Origin of the sequence: Halomonas sp. AOP43-A1-21 (assembly GCF_052376775.1) — a bacterium.
Taxonomy (GTDB): domain Bacteria; phylum Pseudomonadota; class Gammaproteobacteria; order Pseudomonadales; family Halomonadaceae; genus Vreelandella; species Vreelandella colorata.
Genome location: NZ_JBQSWC010000025.1, coordinates 59,162 through 75,394 on the forward strand (window position 1 = coordinate 59,162; position 16,233 = coordinate 75,394).

The 16,233-nt window shown below is 52.8% G+C and carries 13 protein-coding genes; 9 read left to right on the forward strand and 4 right to left on the reverse strand.

Annotated elements, in window-relative coordinates; all coding sequences use genetic code 11:
- Window positions 1-27 precede the first annotated feature (27 nt).
- The 4 genes from ACT3R7_RS14250 to ACT3R7_RS14265 all read right to left on the reverse strand — a co-directional run bounded on the left by ACT3R7_RS14250 (window position 28) and on the right by ACT3R7_RS14265 (window position 6,312).
- Entirely contained in the window at window positions 28-1,608 is a 1,581-nt protein-coding gene (locus ACT3R7_RS14250; protein WP_192539659.1) for a methyl-accepting chemotaxis protein, read from the reverse strand.
- Between the two features lie 198 nt (window positions 1,609-1,806).
- The gene (locus ACT3R7_RS14255; protein WP_192539658.1) at window positions 1,807-3,426 is read right to left on the reverse strand and encodes a methyl-accepting chemotaxis protein; all 1,620 of its coding nucleotides are present in this window, start codon (window positions 3,424-3,426) and stop codon (window positions 1,807-1,809) included.
- A 229-nt stretch (window positions 3,427-3,655) separates the two neighbouring features.
- Window positions 3,656-4,438, reverse strand: a complete 783-nt coding sequence (gene dsbG, locus ACT3R7_RS14260) for a thiol:disulfide interchange protein DsbG (RefSeq protein WP_192539657.1) — start codon at window positions 4,436-4,438, stop codon at window positions 3,656-3,658.
- A gap of 110 nt (window positions 4,439-4,548) precedes the next feature.
- Window positions 4,549-6,312: a sugar phosphorylase gene (locus ACT3R7_RS14265; protein ID WP_496199258.1), complete on the reverse strand. Its 1,764-nt coding sequence runs from the start codon at window positions 6,310-6,312 to the stop codon at window positions 4,549-4,551.
- A 260-nt stretch (window positions 6,313-6,572) separates the two neighbouring features.
- Here ACT3R7_RS14265 and nrdR point away from each other — a divergent pair, with 260 nt between their 5' ends.
- The 9 genes from nrdR (at window position 6,573) to lon (ending at window position 16,052) form a co-directional block, all read left to right on the forward strand.
- Complete coding sequence (gene nrdR / locus ACT3R7_RS14270) at window positions 6,573-7,064, forward strand: transcriptional regulator NrdR (RefSeq protein WP_192539655.1); 492 nt, start codon at window positions 6,573-6,575, stop codon at window positions 7,062-7,064.
- Window positions 7,064-8,224, forward strand: coding sequence for a bifunctional diaminohydroxyphosphoribosylaminopyrimidine deaminase/5-amino-6-(5-phosphoribosylamino)uracil reductase RibD (gene ribD, locus ACT3R7_RS14275; RefSeq protein ID WP_496199259.1), 1,161 nt, complete (start codon window positions 7,064-7,066; stop codon window positions 8,222-8,224). The genes nrdR and ribD overlap by 1 nt, the downstream gene beginning before the upstream one ends.
- Window positions 8,225-8,371: 147 nt before the next feature.
- A complete protein-coding gene (gene ribBA, locus ACT3R7_RS14280; protein WP_193091881.1) occupies window positions 8,372-9,538 on the forward strand; it encodes a bifunctional 3,4-dihydroxy-2-butanone-4-phosphate synthase/GTP cyclohydrolase II in 1,167 nt (388 codons plus the stop codon).
- A gap of 4 nt (window positions 9,539-9,542) precedes the next feature.
- Entirely contained in the window at window positions 9,543-10,031 is a 489-nt protein-coding gene (gene ribH, locus ACT3R7_RS14285; RefSeq protein ID WP_192539652.1) for a 6,7-dimethyl-8-ribityllumazine synthase, read from the forward strand.
- Entirely contained in the window at window positions 10,028-10,531 is a 504-nt protein-coding gene (nusB, locus tag ACT3R7_RS14290; RefSeq protein ID WP_018915492.1) for a transcription antitermination factor NusB, read from the forward strand. Before ribH ends, nusB begins: the two co-directional genes overlap by 4 nt.
- A 36-nt stretch (window positions 10,532-10,567) precedes the next feature.
- Window positions 10,568-11,545 carry a thiamine-phosphate kinase gene (gene thiL / locus ACT3R7_RS14295; protein WP_441676130.1) on the forward strand — a complete coding sequence of 326 codons (978 nt, stop codon included), beginning with the start codon at window positions 10,568-10,570 and terminating at the stop codon, window positions 11,543-11,545.
- Window positions 11,542-12,015 (forward strand): phosphatidylglycerophosphatase A family protein, encoded by a 474-nt coding sequence (locus tag ACT3R7_RS14300; protein WP_192539649.1) that lies wholly within the window; start codon window positions 11,542-11,544, stop codon window positions 12,013-12,015. The genes thiL and ACT3R7_RS14300 overlap by 4 nt, the downstream gene beginning before the upstream one ends.
- 224 nt (window positions 12,016-12,239) lie before the next feature.
- The gene (locus ACT3R7_RS14305) at window positions 12,240-13,496 is read left to right on the forward strand and encodes a DUF945 family protein (protein ID WP_496199260.1); all 1,257 of its coding nucleotides are present in this window, start codon (window positions 12,240-12,242) and stop codon (window positions 13,494-13,496) included.
- Window positions 13,497-13,589: 93 nt separating this feature from the next.
- Window positions 13,590-16,052, forward strand: coding sequence for an endopeptidase La (gene lon, locus ACT3R7_RS14310; protein ID WP_417420292.1), 2,463 nt, complete (start codon window positions 13,590-13,592; stop codon window positions 16,050-16,052).
- Window positions 16,053-16,233: the final 181 nt, after the last annotated feature.

A 16,233-nucleotide genomic window follows, 5' to 3' on the forward strand; every position in this document is an offset into this window, starting at 1 on the left:
CGCGACAAGGCCTGGTGCAACCACTTCCTAGCTGTATTCGGGAAGGGAGCGAACGCTATCTTCTTCGGTTTGATGAATGCGGAAGTTAGCCACACGCTGGCGCAATTGAACACTCAGATGGGACAGAGCTTGTGTTGCATGATTGCTCTCTTGTACTAGGCTGGCGTTTTGCTGGGTCATTTGATCCATTTGCGTAACTGCCATATTTACCTGCTCAATGCCGCTACTTTGTTCGCTGGTCGCTGCCGAAATTTCCTGTACTAGCGTGCTGAGCTGCTGGATATCGGTCACCACGTTATTAATGATCTCGCCGGTACTACGCACTTGCTGGCTGCCATCGGCTACCTTGGCGCCTGAGTTCTCGATCAGCTTTTTAATTTCCTGGGCAGCCGCTGCCGAACGGCTAGCCAGTTGGCGTACTTCACTGGCGACAACCGCAAAGCCGCGTCCCTGTTCACCCGCTCTTGCCGCTTCGACCGAGGCATTCAGGGCCAAAATATTGGTCTGAAACGCGATAGCGTCAATCGTGTTAACGATGCTGCTCATTTGGGTCGAGCTTTCATTGATGGTGGCCATGGTGCTTACCATGGCGGTCATCGCATCACTGCCTTTTTGTGCTTTCTCGGCGGTGGTGGTTGCCAGTTTGCGGGCATGGTCCGCGTGCTCGGCATTCTGTTTCACCGTTGCCGTGAGCTCTTCCATGCTCGACGCCGTTTCAGCAAGCGAAGCGGCCTGCTGTTCGGTGCGCGTTGAAAGCTCTTCATTCACGCCTACTATTTGTTCGACACCACTATTCACTTGGCTGGCGCCATGATGAATATCGCCAATTGTTTCAGCTAGCATTTCACGCATACGGTTAATATCAAACAGCAGGCTTTGCTGATCCTTTGATGAAAGCTGGGTTACCTGGGTCAGGTCACCATTGGCGATATTACGTACAACGCTGGCCGCGTAGCGGGGGTCGCCACCTAAACGACGCGCTACATCACGAATAACCCAGCCCATTAACACGGTTACTGGCAAACCAATGATTAACAGTATCCCCGCCGAGCGAAGCAACCCAGCAATAAATGCTGCATTGATATCATCCACATAAACGCCCGTTGCCAACGACCACTGCCATGCGGGAAGGTGCGCTACATAACTGGTTTTCGGCAACTGTTCATCACCGCCAGCGCGGGTAGAGTAGTAGTTAACGTGGCCTCCGCCTGCCTGGGAAACACGCAGCAACTCGGGGTATAGCGCCATACCGCTGGCGTCCAGATAGCTAGTCATATCAGTGCCAGGCGTACGGGTAGGGTGAGAAATAACCAACAGGTCGTCGTTGAAAGCGAAAATATACTCGCCAGCCCCGAAGCTAGCGCTGGCCATATTGTCGATAGCGCGCTGTTGCGCTTCTTCAAGGCTTAGCTCGCCAGCGGCTACGCGTGCCTGTAGGGCTTCAATTTGACTATGCACACTTTCGACCACGTGCTGAATGCTGTCGCGGCGCTCGCTCTCAATTGTTTGGCGGTTCTCCCAGGCTAGCCAGCCAACTAACAGCAGCATGGTGGCCCAGATAATACCCAACGTGCCCCAAAGTTTTGTTGTTGTTGTTAAATGCTTCATATTCTTCCTATAGACGTTAAGTTAAGAATGAATGACGATTCTATATATCGGCCTAATCACTGAAGACGTTAGCTCATCGGCTTATATTTTTGTAACGTTATTTGATGTTTAGCTTACGGTCGCGATACAACGCGAGGCCAAAAAAACGCCCCCTTGGCCTAAAGCCAAGAGGGCGTTTTACATTGCCATCAACTCGATTTAAAAATCGCTGTCATCGTGCGCATACCGCAATGTTGAAGGGGCTAAAGGCAGGGCGGTTGCCGGTTTAGCCGCCGTCGTTTGGTTAATACGGAAGTTAGCTACACGCTGGCGCAACTGAATGCTCAGGTGGGACAGGGCTTGCGTTGCGTGATTGCTCTCTTGTACCAGGCTTGCGTTTTGCTGGGTCATTTGATCCATTTGCGTGACCGCTAGATTCACCTGCTCAATGCCGCTACTTTGTTCGCTGGTCGCTGCTGAAATCTCCTGTACTAGCGTGCTGAGCTGCTGGATATCGGTGACCACGTTATTAATGATTTCACCTGTATTGCGAACTTGCTGGCTACCATCGGCTACCTTGGCGCCTGAGTTCTCGATCAGCTTTTTAATTTCCTGGGCAGCAGATGCCGAACGGCTGGCCAACTGGCGTACCTCATTCGCGACAACCGCAAAGCCGCGGCCTTGTTCACCGGCTCTGGCCGCTTCAACCGAGGCATTAAGCGCCAAAATGTTGGTTTGGAACGCGATAGCGTCAATCGTGTTAACGATGCTGCTCATTTGGGCCGAGCTTTCATTGATGTTGGCCATGGTGCTCACTACTGCCGTCATCGCATCGCTGCCCCGCTGTGCTTTTTCGGCGGTGGTGGTTGCCAGTTTGCGCGCGTGGTCCGCATGCTCGGCATTTTGCTTCACCGTTGCCGTGAGCTCTTCCATGCTTGACGCCGTTTCAGCAAGTGAAGCGGCCTGCTGTTCGGTGCGTGTTGAAAGCTCTTCATTCACGCCCACAATCTGATCAACACCATTATTTACCTGATCAGCGCCATGATGAATATCGCCAATCGTGTCGGCTAACGCTTCCCGCATGCGATTAATATCAAACAGTAGGCTATCGTGGTCATTGCTGGAAAGCTGAGTGTTGCGGGTCAAATCACCGTCTGCAATATGGCGGACTATACTGGCCGCGTAACGTGGGTCCCCTCCTAGGCGGCGAGCTACATCGCGGATGACCCAGCCCATAAGCACGGTCACGGGAATGCCAATAATCATCAGCGCTATTAGAGAACGGATAAGATTGCTGATAAAAGCATCTTGAATGTCGTCGACATAGATGCCGGCGCCAAACGCCCAGTTCCATTCGGGGATGTAGGCGAAATAACTGATTTTTGGAAATTCTTCGTCACCCGAAAGGCGGCGGGAAAAATATTCGACATGTCCTCCACCTGAGCGTGCGGCATTAAGAAAAGCAGGATACAAGTGCATACCTTGGGTATCTGTAAAGCTGCTCATATCTTCGCCTCGTGGGCGGTTAGGGTGGGAGACGATCTTTAGCTGGTCATCAAAAGCAAAGACGTATTCACCCTCAGCGAAGCTTGCATTGGCCAAGCTATCGATGGCGCGTTGCTGGGCCTCTTGCAGGGTTAGTTCTCCATTGCTTGCTTTGGTTTGCAATGTTTCCAACTGAGAATGAAGGCTTTCAACCACATGTTGAATACTCGTACGACGTTCTTGCTCAATGGTTTGGCGAGATTCCCACGTTAACCACCCAACCAGCGTCAGCATGGCCAGGCAGATGATCCCCAAAATGCTCCAAAGTTGTTGATTCGTAGTCAATCGAGTCATGTGTGTCCTATAACAATCAAGCTATTAATGAATGACTTTGGTATATCGGCCTAATTGCCTACGACGTTAGCCTAATTTACATATATTTTTGGTATGAAAGACGTCTATAAAAAAGCCGCCAACAAAGGGCGGCTTATATCAATAGGTTATGTTGATATTTTAAATTTGATTAGCTTTTGTTTAAGACTTAGGGTTTAAGACTTAGAGTTTAAGACTTAGGGTTTAAAACTTAGGGCGCTGGGCTCCCCATCATTTCTATCAGACGGGCTTCATCGGGCATACCCTGTATTCGGTCGATACGCAGATCACCGTTAGGCGTTTCCCGTTGGAAGGCGCTGGTGGGAGTAGCGTAAAGCCCTAATGCTTCAAACAGCTGGTTGTTTGTGTATACCTGTTCTTCGATCTCGCGTGGCTGCGCACTCGCGGTAATTACTTCGCCCTCTTTCTTACGCTTAAGTGCTGCGCTGGGGTCATCAGCGCCAAGTAGAACAGCGGCTTTTCCAGGGCTATCGGGCGCTAAGATACCTATCATAATGTGGCGTAGCTGCACCTTGCCGGCATTTACCCAGGGGCGCGTTTGTTCCCAAAACGCCTGACAATAAGTGCAGTTGGCATCGGTAAAGGTATAAATTACCTGAGGGGCTTCGGGGTTGCCATCCTGTATCCAGTGGCTGTTTTCCAGTAATTGCCATGTTTCAGCCTCAAGTGCCGCGCGTACATGCTCATCCAGCTGGGCTTCTGTCAGGTTGTTACCTTGGCTATCTGTTAATGTACCGACAATGGCATGCTCTTCGTCGGGGGTAAGGTAGATCGCAATTTCCTGCCCCTGGGTACTTGCACCATAGCCTGTTAGGCCACCGGGGGCATCAAACTGGCCATGAATTTCCCACCCCTGATTGGCTAATGCTTGCACCGGAGCTGGCAATTCGCTCGCCTGGCTTGTGCTAACGCCTGCCAACAACAAAAAACTACTCAATGCAGAAGGGCTAAAAAAGCTGTGTCTAAATGACATTACAACATCCTTGCGTATACGCGATTGCGCAAAAAGACAAACCCAGTCGATGCCATAACGTAGCAGAGCCTATCGTCAGGTAATACCCAAACGCTGTTAATACCCAAGCACTAGGCGAAAGCGATTAGCCAGCGTGCCGCATAAGGCGAAAGCGTGTCCTCTAGATGCGCGCTTTCGGGCTCAATCGCTTGCCAATCGTGCTGTTCAAGCGATTGTGCCACGGCTTCTCCCATGTCTGACAAACATAATGGTTTGTCGGTGACATTATACAGAGCAAGTAGCCGGCGTCCGTCATGTAACGGGCCGCGCTCGATGGCAAGAAGCTCCGGTGGCGAAGTAAGTACGCGCTGTGCAGCACTGGGATGAAAGCATGGTTCCTGCTGGCGCTGTTCAAGCAGGCGACACAGTGCTTGGAAAATATAGTGCGTCGGATTGGTGGTGTTATCGAGCAGTAGATCAAGCTCACTGCGCTGCCAGCGACGCCGATTAATCGAGCGTAAGCGGCCACTGCGCTCGACGCCTTCGACATCATTGAGCGTGCTGGTCAGCGTATGAATATACAGGGCTGGAATCCCCTGTAGGCTCAGCATAATAGCTTGGCTGCACAAAAAGCGTGCTACCTGCCATGGGTCTGGGCCACGGTGGGTGCCACGCATTGCTTCAAACCAAGTGATATTAATTTCGTAAGGTGTATCGCTGCCATCGGGGTTGCTGCGCATGCTGACAAAACCGCCGAAGCGATGCATCAGCTCTAAAAGTGCGTCGCGCTCATGGTTAGGCAGCAATCCCTCCAAAGGGCGCACGCCAATACCATCGTGGCTTGCGGTAAAGTTCAGGTACGTACACTGGTACGGCAATACCGGTAAACTTGATAACCATGCTTGCAGGGTTTCTGATTCGCCCCGCGTTAAGGTGTGAAGTAGCAGCGGAGGGAGCGCAAATTGATACACCATATGTGCTTCATCAGGCGGGCCTTCGGGCAGGCGCTCCAGACCGAAGTAACTGATATTTTCTTCGTGGGGCACGTTGGTTTCGGTAACTAGCAGGGTGCCTGGCGCAACTTCATCCACGACGGCACGTAACAGGCGTACAACAGTGTGCGTTTGAGGTAGATGGATACACGAAGTACCCAGACGCTTCCATAAAAATGCCACGGCATCCAGGCGAATGATCCGCGTCCCTTGCTGTAGGTAGAACAACAAAATTCCCACAAACTCCAAAAGCACATCAGGATTTTCAAAGTTTAAATCAAGCTGGTCTTCTGAAAAGGTTGCCCATAGGTGGCGCGTGCCCCGGCGTGTTGCCACCGGAACGAGTAGGGGGCTGCTACGCGGGCGGGTAACGTGGGAAATATCCGTTTCAGGATCTACTTCAATAAAGTAATCGCGGCCCGGCAGGCTGCCGCTTAAGTAATCGACAAACCAGAGCGATTCCCGGGAAACATGGTTCAGCACCAGATCCGCCATCACATCATAATGTTGGGCCAGTGTCTGAATATGCTGCCAGTCGCCAAGTTCCGGATTGACCTCACGGTAGTGAATGACCGAAAAACCGTCATCACTACTCCAGGGAAAGAAGGGTAAAACATGCACACCGCTGATGCGATCGCCCAGGCGCGTCTGTAAAAAATCGTTCAGGACGGCGAGAGGCGGGGAGTCAGTGTCGATGATGGAATCACCATAACAGATCAACCACTGATCCTTTTCGCTCCATGTTGGTGCCGAGCCGCAGTGCGTTGGCGCATCGGTTAATGCTGGCGCGCTTAACGAACGGAAGTGATCGAGATGCTGGCCCAGACGACGCAGGACTTCATCGGCGCGAGGGCCATAAAGATGCGTCAGATAACCGTGAACCTTCTTTTCAAACGTCGGCATAAGGGGCTCCTTATCAACCATTTGTCTCCTGAATTCATTAAGCACTAGCATTGAACAAATGCAGCTTGTGTGCCAAATCGTTACAATGCAGGGTAACAGGCCGCCGACGTTTCATTATGGCCCGCGTTTAACCCCTTACGGCGTTTGAGTTTACGCCCGATAAGAGATAAAAAACGCGCTTGAAAATAGTGAGTGATAATTAGGTTATAACACGCTTACTCGTGCAGCTTACAGCACGGACTGACAACAGGTTGACCGCTATGCATTGTCCTTTTTGTGGTGCTACTGATACTCGAGTGACCGATTCGCGACTGGTAGCGGAAGGCGATCAGGTGCGTCGGCGTCGGCAGTGCGCTAATTGCCATGAGCGCTTTACTACTTACGAAACGGCCGAGCTGCTGATGCCTCGGGTCGTAAAGTCAGATGGCTCCCGTGAAAGCTTTAATGAAGCAAAGTTACGCGATGGAATGGTGCGTGCATTAGAAAAACGCCCGGTCAGTGCTGAATCTATTGAAGCGGCGGTTGAACGTATTCGTCAAACGCTGCGCGCCAGGGGGGACCGGGAAATTAACGCGCGAGACATCGGCGAATCCGTGATGCAGGCCTTAAAGAACCTGGATCAAGTTGCCTATATTCGATTTGCCTCCGTATACCGTAAGTTTCAGGATCTGGACGAGTTTCGTGCTGAGATTGACCGCCTTTCTCAGGAACCGCCCCGCATAACCCCAGGGCATGAGAAGGACGATACGTAATGGGTGCTACTGTCCCGTTTAGTGATTTAGACCACCGTTACATGGCGCGCGCCCTCCAGCTCGCAAGAAAGGGCCTGTATACCACCGACCCCAATCCGCGGGTGGGGTGTGTCATCGTACAGCAGTTGCCTGGCCAGCCAGGGCAGATTGTGGGAGAGGGGTATCACGTGCGCGCCGGTGAGCCCCATGCCGAAATCAACGCGCTAAATGCCGCCGGTGAGCATGCAAGGGGCGCTACGGCGTACGTTACCCTAGAACCTTGCTCACATACTGGGAGAACGGGGCCCTGTGCGGTAGCGCTCCAAAATGCCCGGATAGCGCGGGTCGTCGTCGCCATGGTGGACCCTAACCCACAAGTGAGTGGGAACGGAATCAAGGTGCTCAGGGCGGCAGGCATCGAGGTCGGCGTGGGACTGCTGGAGCAGGATGCACGCGCCTTGAACCCGGGCTTTATTGCCCGTATGGAGCATCAACGTCCTTTTGTACGCCTGAAAATGGCCATGAGTCTGGATGGCCGCACGGCGATGGGATCAGGTGAGTCGCAGTGGATAACCGGTCCTGAAGCGCGCAGTCATGTTCAGCGTTTGCGGGCGCGTTCCAGCGCTATTTTAAGCGGTGTTGAGTCGATCATCATGGACGACTCACGGCTGACTTTACGGGTTGAGCAATTGCAGCTGGCAAACGCAGATACGGTAGTTTTGCGCCAGCCGTTACGCATTATTGTGGATACCCGGCTGCGCTTACCGCTGGCCGCGGCCTGCTTAACCGAGCCGGGCCGAACGCTGATCATGACAACGCCTGCACATTCGCCTGAAAAACGCACTAAGTTGATCGCCGCCGGTGCTGAAGTGCATGTGTTTGAGCCAGGTAGTGATGGACGCCTTCCGCTGAAGGAGTTGCTTCAGTGGCTGGCTGAAAACGAGCAGGTTAATGAGTTACTGGTTGAAACAGGGGCTACGCTTGCCGGGGCGCTGTTAGATGCTCAGCTAGTAGATGAGCTTCAACTTTTTGTCGCTCCCACTTTATTGGGTGGTGAAGCAAAGCCGCTCTTTGCGCTGCCTGGGCTTTCACGAATGGCGGATCAACGGCGTTTAACCATTCATGATATGCGCGCTGTCGGTCGTGATTGGCGTATTATTGCCTCGCCTCAGCCTGACTAGCGCATGTGGCGATAGCAAGGTACTCTTGTCGCAAATTCAGGTCGCCAGTTTGGTATCGCCAGCGTTGGCATCATAATCTTTAAGTATCGCGCAGCGAAGACGTTGCGCCACATCGCATACCGTGCGAATTCATATTTAGGAGCTTCCATGGCGCATTCCTCCTCTGGGGGCTTAGCCTCTATCGCCGAGCTGGTGGACGATATTCGCCAGGGCAAAATGGTGATCCTCATGGATGATGAGGATCGCGAAAATGAAGGTGATATCATCATGGCGGCCGAGAAAGTTCAGGCCGAGCATATCAACTTTATGGCTCGCTTTGCTTGTGGCCTTATCTGCATGCCGATGACGCGAGAGCGTTGCGAGCAGCTCAATTTGCCCTTGATGGTGCGTGATAACGGCTCGGGCTTTGGTACCAAGTTCACGCTTTCCATCGAAGCAACGGAAGGTGTCACAACCGGTATCTCGGCCGCTGATCGCGCGCGCACGGTTCAAGCGGCTTGCGCACCGTATGCTAAACCGACTGATATTGTGCAGCCTGGGCATATTTTTCCGCTGATGGCCGAGCCCGGTGGCGTATTGCGCCGCGCAGGTCATACAGAGGCGGCCTGCGATTTATCCGCTTTAGCCGGTTGTGACCCAAGCGGTGTGATTTGCGAGATTATGAATGATGATGGCAGCATGGCGCGTCGGCCTGAACTTGAGGCGTTTGCCAAGCAGCATGATATTAAAATCGGTACCATTGCCGACCTGATTCATTACCGTATTATTCATGAGCAGACGGTTGATCATGTGGAAACCTCCACCGTCATGACTTCTCAAGGGGAGCTGGCGCTGCATGTTTTCCGTGATCGCATCCAGGGGGCGCATCATTTAGCGCTCGTGAAGGGGCAGCCCACTCCGGATCAGGCAACCACCGTTCGCGTTCACCTGGCGGATACGCTGCGTGATGTGCTCGGCTTAGCCAAAGATGAGCAGGGGCGCTGGAATGCCCATCGGGCGCTTGAAGAGATCGCCGGCTCGTCTGCCGGCGTTCTGGTGCTTATTGATGACGGCCGTCCGCATCAGGATTTAAAAGATCAGTTAGACGTGTTTTTGGACCGCGTGCGTCAGCCGCGCACCAGCGACTTCGATGGCACGGGTAATTATTTAACGATTGGTACTGGCTCGCAGATTCTGCGCCATTTAGGCGTTGGTAAAATGCGGCTACTAAGCTCACCATGGAAGTTTTCGGCCCTTTCAGGCTTTGATCTTGAAGTTGTCGAGCTCGTGGGGCCGAATGACACCGTGTATGAGCCAATTTCTCAGCAGGAATAAATTGATGCAATCCCTCTCTCAAGTAGAAGGTACGTTTGTCGACGTCGATGGCCGCTACGTTATCGTGGTTGGCAGGTTCAACCATCATGTGGTTGATAGTCTTGTAGAAGGCGCTATTGATAGTTTGACGCGTCACGGTGTAGATGCCGAGAATATTCATATTGTTCACGTTCCGGGTGCCTGGGAACTGCCGCTTGCGGTAAAGCGTGTGCTTAAAGTGATGAAACCTGACGCGGTTATCGCGCTTGGCGCGGTGATTCGTGGCGGTACGCCGCACTTTGAATACGTAGCAGGCGGCTGTAATACTGCGATGAACCATTTGCAGCTGGAGTTTGATACGCCGGTCGCCAATGGCGTATTGACCGTTGAGTCCATCGAGCAGGCGATTGAGCGTGCGGGTACCAAAGCGGGCAACAAGGGAACGGAAGCCGCTATGGCAGCGATGGAAATGGTCTCACTGCTGCGCGCGATACCGCTAGGAGATTCACAATGAGCGAGCGCCGTGAGCGTAAGCCCTCTGCCGCACAGCAGAGCCGTCACGCTGCCCGTGAATTGACCGTACAGGGGTTGTATCAGTGGCAGATGACCGGTAAATCGATTACTGCTGTTGAAGCCGAGTTTCGTAGCCAGGTAGCTGATGATGACCTGGAAGATCATGAAAACTGGGTTAAGGTGATGGAAATCGCTGACAAGGCGCTTTTCCACGAGCTTCTGCACAACACCGCGCGTTTTAAGACTGAGCTTGATCGTGAAATCTCTCCCTTGCTGGATCGCCGTCTGGAAGATCTGGATGCGGTAGAGCTAGCTATTTTACGTCTGGGGGCTTACGAGCTTTCCCGCCGTATGGAAGTGCCGTACCGGGTAGTTATCAATGAAGGGGTTGAGTTGGCCAAGTCGTTTGGCGCAACCGACGGCCATAAATACGTGAACGGCATTCTCGACAAGCTGGCTAATCGCTTGAGAAGTGCCGAAGTCAGCGCTCGCCGTTTGTAACGCCGGGCTGCCTGATAAAACGTTTAAGGGGCCTTTGTGCTTGCCGAATTTGATTTGATTCGTCGTTATCTGATGCCGTCGCAAAAGCTTAATGCGAAAGATGGCGTCGCACTGGGTGGTGGCGACGATGCTGCCCTGTTAGTGCCTCAAGCGAATCATCAGATCGCGGTTAGCGTTGATACGTCCGTTGTGGATGTTCACTTCCCCCATGATGCCCCGGCCTTTGCGGTGGGGCATCGTGCGCTTGCCGTTGCGTTAAGCGATTTAGCGGCCATGGGCGCAGACCCGCGCTGGTGTTTTATGGCGCTCACGCTGGATCAGCGAACGTTTTTTGATGATGCCGCTATCCACGCGTGGATAAAAGGTTTTGCCGATGGTTTTCATTCGCTATGTCAGCAGCAGTCAACCACGCTGGCTGGTGGCGACGTCACGTCGGGTGCTCTGAGCATCGGGGTAACCGTTATGGGCGAGGTGCTCAAGGGTCGTGCTTTGACCCGTGCAGGCGCCAGGCCTGGCGATATGATTGCGGTCACCGGTGCCCTAGGCGGTGGCGCTGGCGGGTTAGCACTTTGGCAGCGTGGTGAACGTGATCTCAAGCATCCCTTGCTGCGCCGCTATTTGCTGCCCGAGCCGCGTTTAGCGGCGGGGGTGGTACTTCGCGATCTGGCGACCGCCGCAATGGACATCTCTGATGGGCTATTGGCCGATCTTGCCCATCTGCGCGCAGCCTCCAAGGTAGGCGCTACTATTGATGTCGAGTCGTTGCCATTGGCCGAGACACTTATCGAGTCGCTTGGCCTTGAAGAGGCGCGCAACGCTGCGCTGTCAGGCGGGGATGATTATGAACTGCTGGTTACCCTGGCGCCGGAAAACGTGGTTAACGCACAGCGTGATCTCCGCAAGCAGGGATTAGCGTTAACAGTGATCGGCCAATGCAGTGAAACGCTGGGTGTTGAAGGGATCGCACCGTATAGCAAGGCTGGTTGGCAGCATTTTAATGAGGGAACGCCATGAACCGTGCACCATCAAGTGTGTGGCGTCGCCCAACGCATTTTTTCGCGTTTGGTTTAGGCAGCGGTACGGTGCCCTGGGCGCCGGGTACCTTTGGCACGCTCGCCGCCATTCCTTTCTACTGGATGATGGCGGATTTACCGCTCGGCTGGTATTTAGGTATTGTGCTTGTCGCCTTTATCGTCGGCGTTTGGTTGTGTGATAAGACCTCGCATGATTTAGGCGTACACGATCATTCCGGCATTGTTTGGGATGAGTTCGTGGGGTACTGGATTACGATGGCCGCCGTGCCTTTCTCCTGGGAGGCCGCGCTATGGGGCTTTATTGTGTTCCGTATCTTCGATGTGTTTAAACCTTGGCCGATTCGCTGGGCGGACCGGCGTGTTGCCGGTGGTTTCGGCATCATGATTGATGATGTCATGGCCGGGATCTATGCCTGGAGCACCATGCACCTATGGTATTGGTTACATTGATGGTATTGGCTACATTGATGGTATCGGTTGCCCTAATACGCAGCGGCAGGTGACACTGGCGAAAGTTACGTACAAAAAGTACTTATAAAGTACTTATTATGGTACATGGCGAAATGTACTTATGAGAGGTGCTGATAAAAAGTACTTATTAGAAGTGCTGATAAAAAACGTAGTAAAGGCGCTGACGAAAAGTACTTCTTATCGGTGCGGCTCAAGGAGATGGCATGCGCAAGGAACGTTTAATCGTCCCTATCTTGGCAGTGATCGCCATCGTATGGATGGCAGGACAACTGCTGTCCAGCGTGTTATTTGAGCGTAGCCTTCGTCAGGCACTAGAAGATTTGGAAGCGCGAGGTGAATGGCGGGTAACCCGTACTGAGAGCAGTCGTGGCTGGTTAAGTTCCCAGGGACGTTTATTGCTTTCACCTCTACTGGGGCGCCCCTGGCGGTTAGAGCTTACCTACCGCGCTCGTCACGGCATTTTAAGCACCGATGTCGAAGGCACGCTTTCGCCGCGTCTGGATACGGTCTTACAGCGTGCAGTCGGCGAGGTAACCGCGGCATCCGCCCCACGTTGGAAAGGGCGCTATCATACGTTAAGTGGCCGTAGCGAACTACAGCTCGCCTTAGCCCCCTTTATTATCCAGCAAAGTGGACGAGAACTTGAAGTTCGCGGTGCGCGCCTGCGTCTTGAAGGTGTCTTTGGTGACTGGCGTTTACGCGTTCGTCTCGACCAACTGTCATTAATAGATGGTGTCGCGCAGTTGACCTTGGGGCCAACGCTGCTTGAAAGTCGTTACACCTATATTGACGATGCCTATCATTTTACCCAGCGTGACCATTTGCAAGTTGATTCGGTGGCGCTACGTTATCCTGCCTATGCCATACAGCTAGCGCCGCTTAGCCTGCAAAGCTATATGGTGTTGGATGAAAGCGAGCTGCGCATTAAAGGTGAGCTGGTGATGGGCGATATGATGGTGCCTTCTGAGGCTCCGGATACGCCGCTTATTAACGGGCGTATTGAAATGGAGCTTTCGCGCCTAAATGCCGATGCCATACGCCAGACGATCCGACGCTTGCGTCAGGAAGCCGCGTGGGGCGATACCAGTCTGCCGATGGCCGAAGGTTTGCTGTCCCGCCTTGAGCCTGACCTGCTCCAGATATTGAGCGACTCTCCACGCTTGGATGTATCCACGGTAGCGTTGAATAGCCCTTTATTGGGTATTCGCGTTGATGCTGATGGTGCGCTGTTTTTCGATGCCCGAAAGCTGGATCAGTTAAGTGTTACTGCACTTGATAAAACGGATGAGCGCGAGCGCTGGTTTGAACGCTTGGATGGCGATTTTATGTGGCATGATGCGCCTACTGTCGCCGCGTTATGGTTAGGTCTGCCGTTAGGTACCCGGGATTTACAGTTTGACGTTATACGTGGCAGCTGGCGCGTTAATGGTCGGCCCTTGCCTGAGCTATGGCCGCAATAGACAACCATAAGGGTTGAAGTTTGAGCTCTTTGCCCGCATTCCATAGGCAATGCTAGACGGTAGAGCCGTCAGTCACTGTTTATTGGAGGGTGCATGAGCGACCAGGATAATAACCGCGATCACGATAATCTCGATTGGCTGGCGGACGACGAATCGTCATCGCACCAATCTGATGATGCCAGCGAAAATGAGCATCGTTCAGACGGCGAGAAGATAAACTCGCTGGTTCCCGCCAGTGAAATGCTCCCAGAGCGCATCTACTTACTCCCTATTCACAACCGGCCTTTTTTCCCGGCTCAGGTACAGCCACTGGTAATTAACCGTGAGCGCTGGGAAGAAACCATGCGTCGTGTCGGCAATACGCCGCATAAAACCCTGGGTGTTGCCTTCGTGGGCGAGGGCGGTGTTGAGTCGTTAGACCACGATGATTTTCCAGAAATTGGTACCGCCGTCAGAGTGCATAAGCTCAAAGGTGAAGACCAGCAAATTCAGTTTATTGCCCAAGGGGTGCAGCGTTTTCAAATTAAGCGCTGGCTTTCTAAAGAGCCGCCTTATCTGGTTGAGGTCACTTACCCCAAAGAACCTGTCGATGCCGAAAATGAAGAAACCCGTGCTTACGCCATGGCGATCATTAACGGTATTAAAGAATTGCTGCCGATCAACCCGCTTTATGGCGAAGAACTAAAGCACTATCTAAATCGCTTTAGCCCTCATCAGCCAGGCCCATTAACCGATTTTGCCGCAGCGATTACGTCGGCCAAAGGGCCAGAACTCCAGGACGTGCTGGCAACGCTGCCGGTCGCTGAGCGTATGCACAAGGTTTTGCCTCTTTTGCGTAAGGAGATTGAGGTTGCCCAGCTGCAAAGCGAAATCAGCGAACAGGTCAATGCGCAAATGCAGGACCGCCAGCGTGAGTTTTTCCTGCGCGAGCAGCTAAAAGTTATTCAGCGCGAGCTAGGCATTTCCAAGGATGACCGCGAAAACGATGTCGATACTTTTAGAAACCGTCTGGAATCATTAGTTGTTCCTGAGCGTGTTCAAAGCCGTATCGATGATGAGCTCAATAAGCTGAGTGTTCTGGAAACCGGCTCCCCCGAGTATGGTACTACGCGTAACTATCTTGACTGGCTGACCTGCTTGCCCTGGGGAGTCACAAGTCAGGATAAGCTTGATTTAGGTCATGCCCGTGAGGTGTTGAACCGAGACCACGACGGCCTGCAAGATGTTAAAGAACGAATTGTAGAGTTCCTGGCGGAAGGCACATTTAAAGGCGATGTGGGCGGCTCAATTGTTCTGCTGATTGGCCCCCCTGGGGTGGGTAAAACGTCCATCGGCCGCTCTATTGCCGAAGCCTTGGGGCGCGAATTCTATCGTTTCTCGGTCGGCGGAATGCGCGACGAAGCGGAAATCAAGGGCCATCGGCGTACATACGTAGGCGCGATGCCCGGCAAGCTTGTCCAGGCATTTAAAGAAGTCGAAGTCGAAAACCCCGTTATCATGCTGGATGAAATCGATAAGCTGGGGCAATCGTTCCAGGGCGACCCTGCCTCGGCGCTGCTGGAAGTACTGGATCCTGAACAAAATATCGACTTCCTGGATCACTATCTAGATGTCAGGATGGACCTTTCCAAGGTGCTGTTCATCTGTACGGCCAATACGCTGGATTCGATTCCTGGCCCGCTGCTGGACCGTATGGAGCAAATTCGCTTATCCGGCTACATTGCCGAGGAAAAGCTCGCGATTGCCAAGCATCATCTGTGGCCGAAGCTGCTTAAGCGCAACAATATGCCCAAAAAGCGTATTAACTTGACCGAGGCAGCCTTAAAGCAAGTCATCGAAGGGTATGCCCGTGAAGCAGGGGTTCGGCAGCTTGAAAAACAGCTTCATCGTATTGTGCGCAAAGCGGCCGTCAAACTGTTGGAAGAAGAACTCGAAACCGTCAAAGTATCGGTCAATAACCTCGAAGAGTTCCTAGGGGCACCTCTGTTCCGTAAAGAGAAAGTGCTCAAGGGTGAAGGTGTGGTAACAGGGCTTGCCTGGACATCCATGGGGGGCGCAACGCTACCCATTGAAGCTGGCAAGATCCACTCGCTGGACCGCGGATTTAAGCTAACGGGCAAACTTGGCGATGTCATGAAGGAGTCTGCCAACATCGCTTACAGCTATACGCTGGGCCACCTGCAGGAGTATGGAGCGGATGCTGATTTCTTTGATTCAGCTTTTGTCCATCTTCATGTGCCGGAAGGTGCTACACCAAAGGATGGGCCGTCCGCCGGGGTGACCATGACTACCGCGCTGCTGTCACTTGCCAAACATGAGGCTATTAATCGACCGCTGGCGATGACGGGTGAGCTGACGCTAACCGGTCAGGTGCTTCCCGTTGGTGGCATTCGTGAAAAAGTCATTGCTGCCCGGCGCAGCGATATCTTTGAATTGATTTTGCCTGAGGCCAACCGGCGGGATTATGAAGAGTTACCAGAGTATCTTAAAGATGGGGTAACCGTGCACTTTGCAAATCGCTATAAGGATGTCGCTAATGTGGTTTTTAAAGATTAAGGGTGATCATGCTAGCGAGTCTTTCATGCGCGCCTTAGCTTAGCGGGCTAACATAAGGTCAGTTTTATTAATCAATTTTAAACGCCTTGCAAAAGTACGGCGTTTTTTTATGTCTATTCCTTAATTTAGTTTCAAGCTAGATGGTGACAATAGCGCTAATTAAAAGAATTAAAGCTTCTAG

What these genes read in the sequence shown, in the direction of transcription:
- ACT3R7_RS14250 (WP_192539659.1), bottom strand. Translation starts at nt 1,608, where the DNA reads ATGAAGCATTTAACAACAACAACAAAACTTTGGGGCACGTTGGGTATT.
- ACT3R7_RS14255 (WP_192539658.1), bottom strand. Translation starts at nt 3,426, where the DNA reads ATGACTCGATTGACTACGAATCAACAACTTTGGAGCATTTTGGGGATC.
- dsbG (WP_192539657.1), bottom strand. Translation starts at nt 4,438, where the DNA reads ATGTCATTTAGACACAGCTTTTTTAGCCCTTCTGCATTGAGTAGTTTT.
- ACT3R7_RS14265 (WP_496199258.1), bottom strand. Translation starts at nt 6,312, where the DNA reads ATGCCGACGTTTGAAAAGAAGGTTCACGGTTATCTGACGCATCTTTAT.
- nrdR (WP_192539655.1), top strand. Translation starts at nt 6,573, where the DNA reads ATGCATTGTCCTTTTTGTGGTGCTACTGATACTCGAGTGACCGATTCG.
- ribD (WP_496199259.1), top strand. Translation starts at nt 7,064, where the DNA reads ATGGGTGCTACTGTCCCGTTTAGTGATTTAGACCACCGTTACATGGCG.
- ribBA (WP_193091881.1), top strand. Translation starts at nt 8,372, where the DNA reads ATGGCGCATTCCTCCTCTGGGGGCTTAGCCTCTATCGCCGAGCTGGTG.
- ribH (WP_192539652.1), top strand. Translation starts at nt 9,543, where the DNA reads ATGCAATCCCTCTCTCAAGTAGAAGGTACGTTTGTCGACGTCGATGGC.
- nusB (WP_018915492.1), top strand. Translation starts at nt 10,028, where the DNA reads ATGAGCGAGCGCCGTGAGCGTAAGCCCTCTGCCGCACAGCAGAGCCGT.
- ACT3R7_RS14300 (WP_192539649.1), top strand. Translation starts at nt 11,542, where the DNA reads ATGAACCGTGCACCATCAAGTGTGTGGCGTCGCCCAACGCATTTTTTC.
- ACT3R7_RS14305 (WP_496199260.1), top strand. Translation starts at nt 12,240, where the DNA reads ATGCGCAAGGAACGTTTAATCGTCCCTATCTTGGCAGTGATCGCCATC.
- lon (WP_417420292.1), top strand. Translation starts at nt 13,590, where the DNA reads ATGAGCGACCAGGATAATAACCGCGATCACGATAATCTCGATTGGCTG.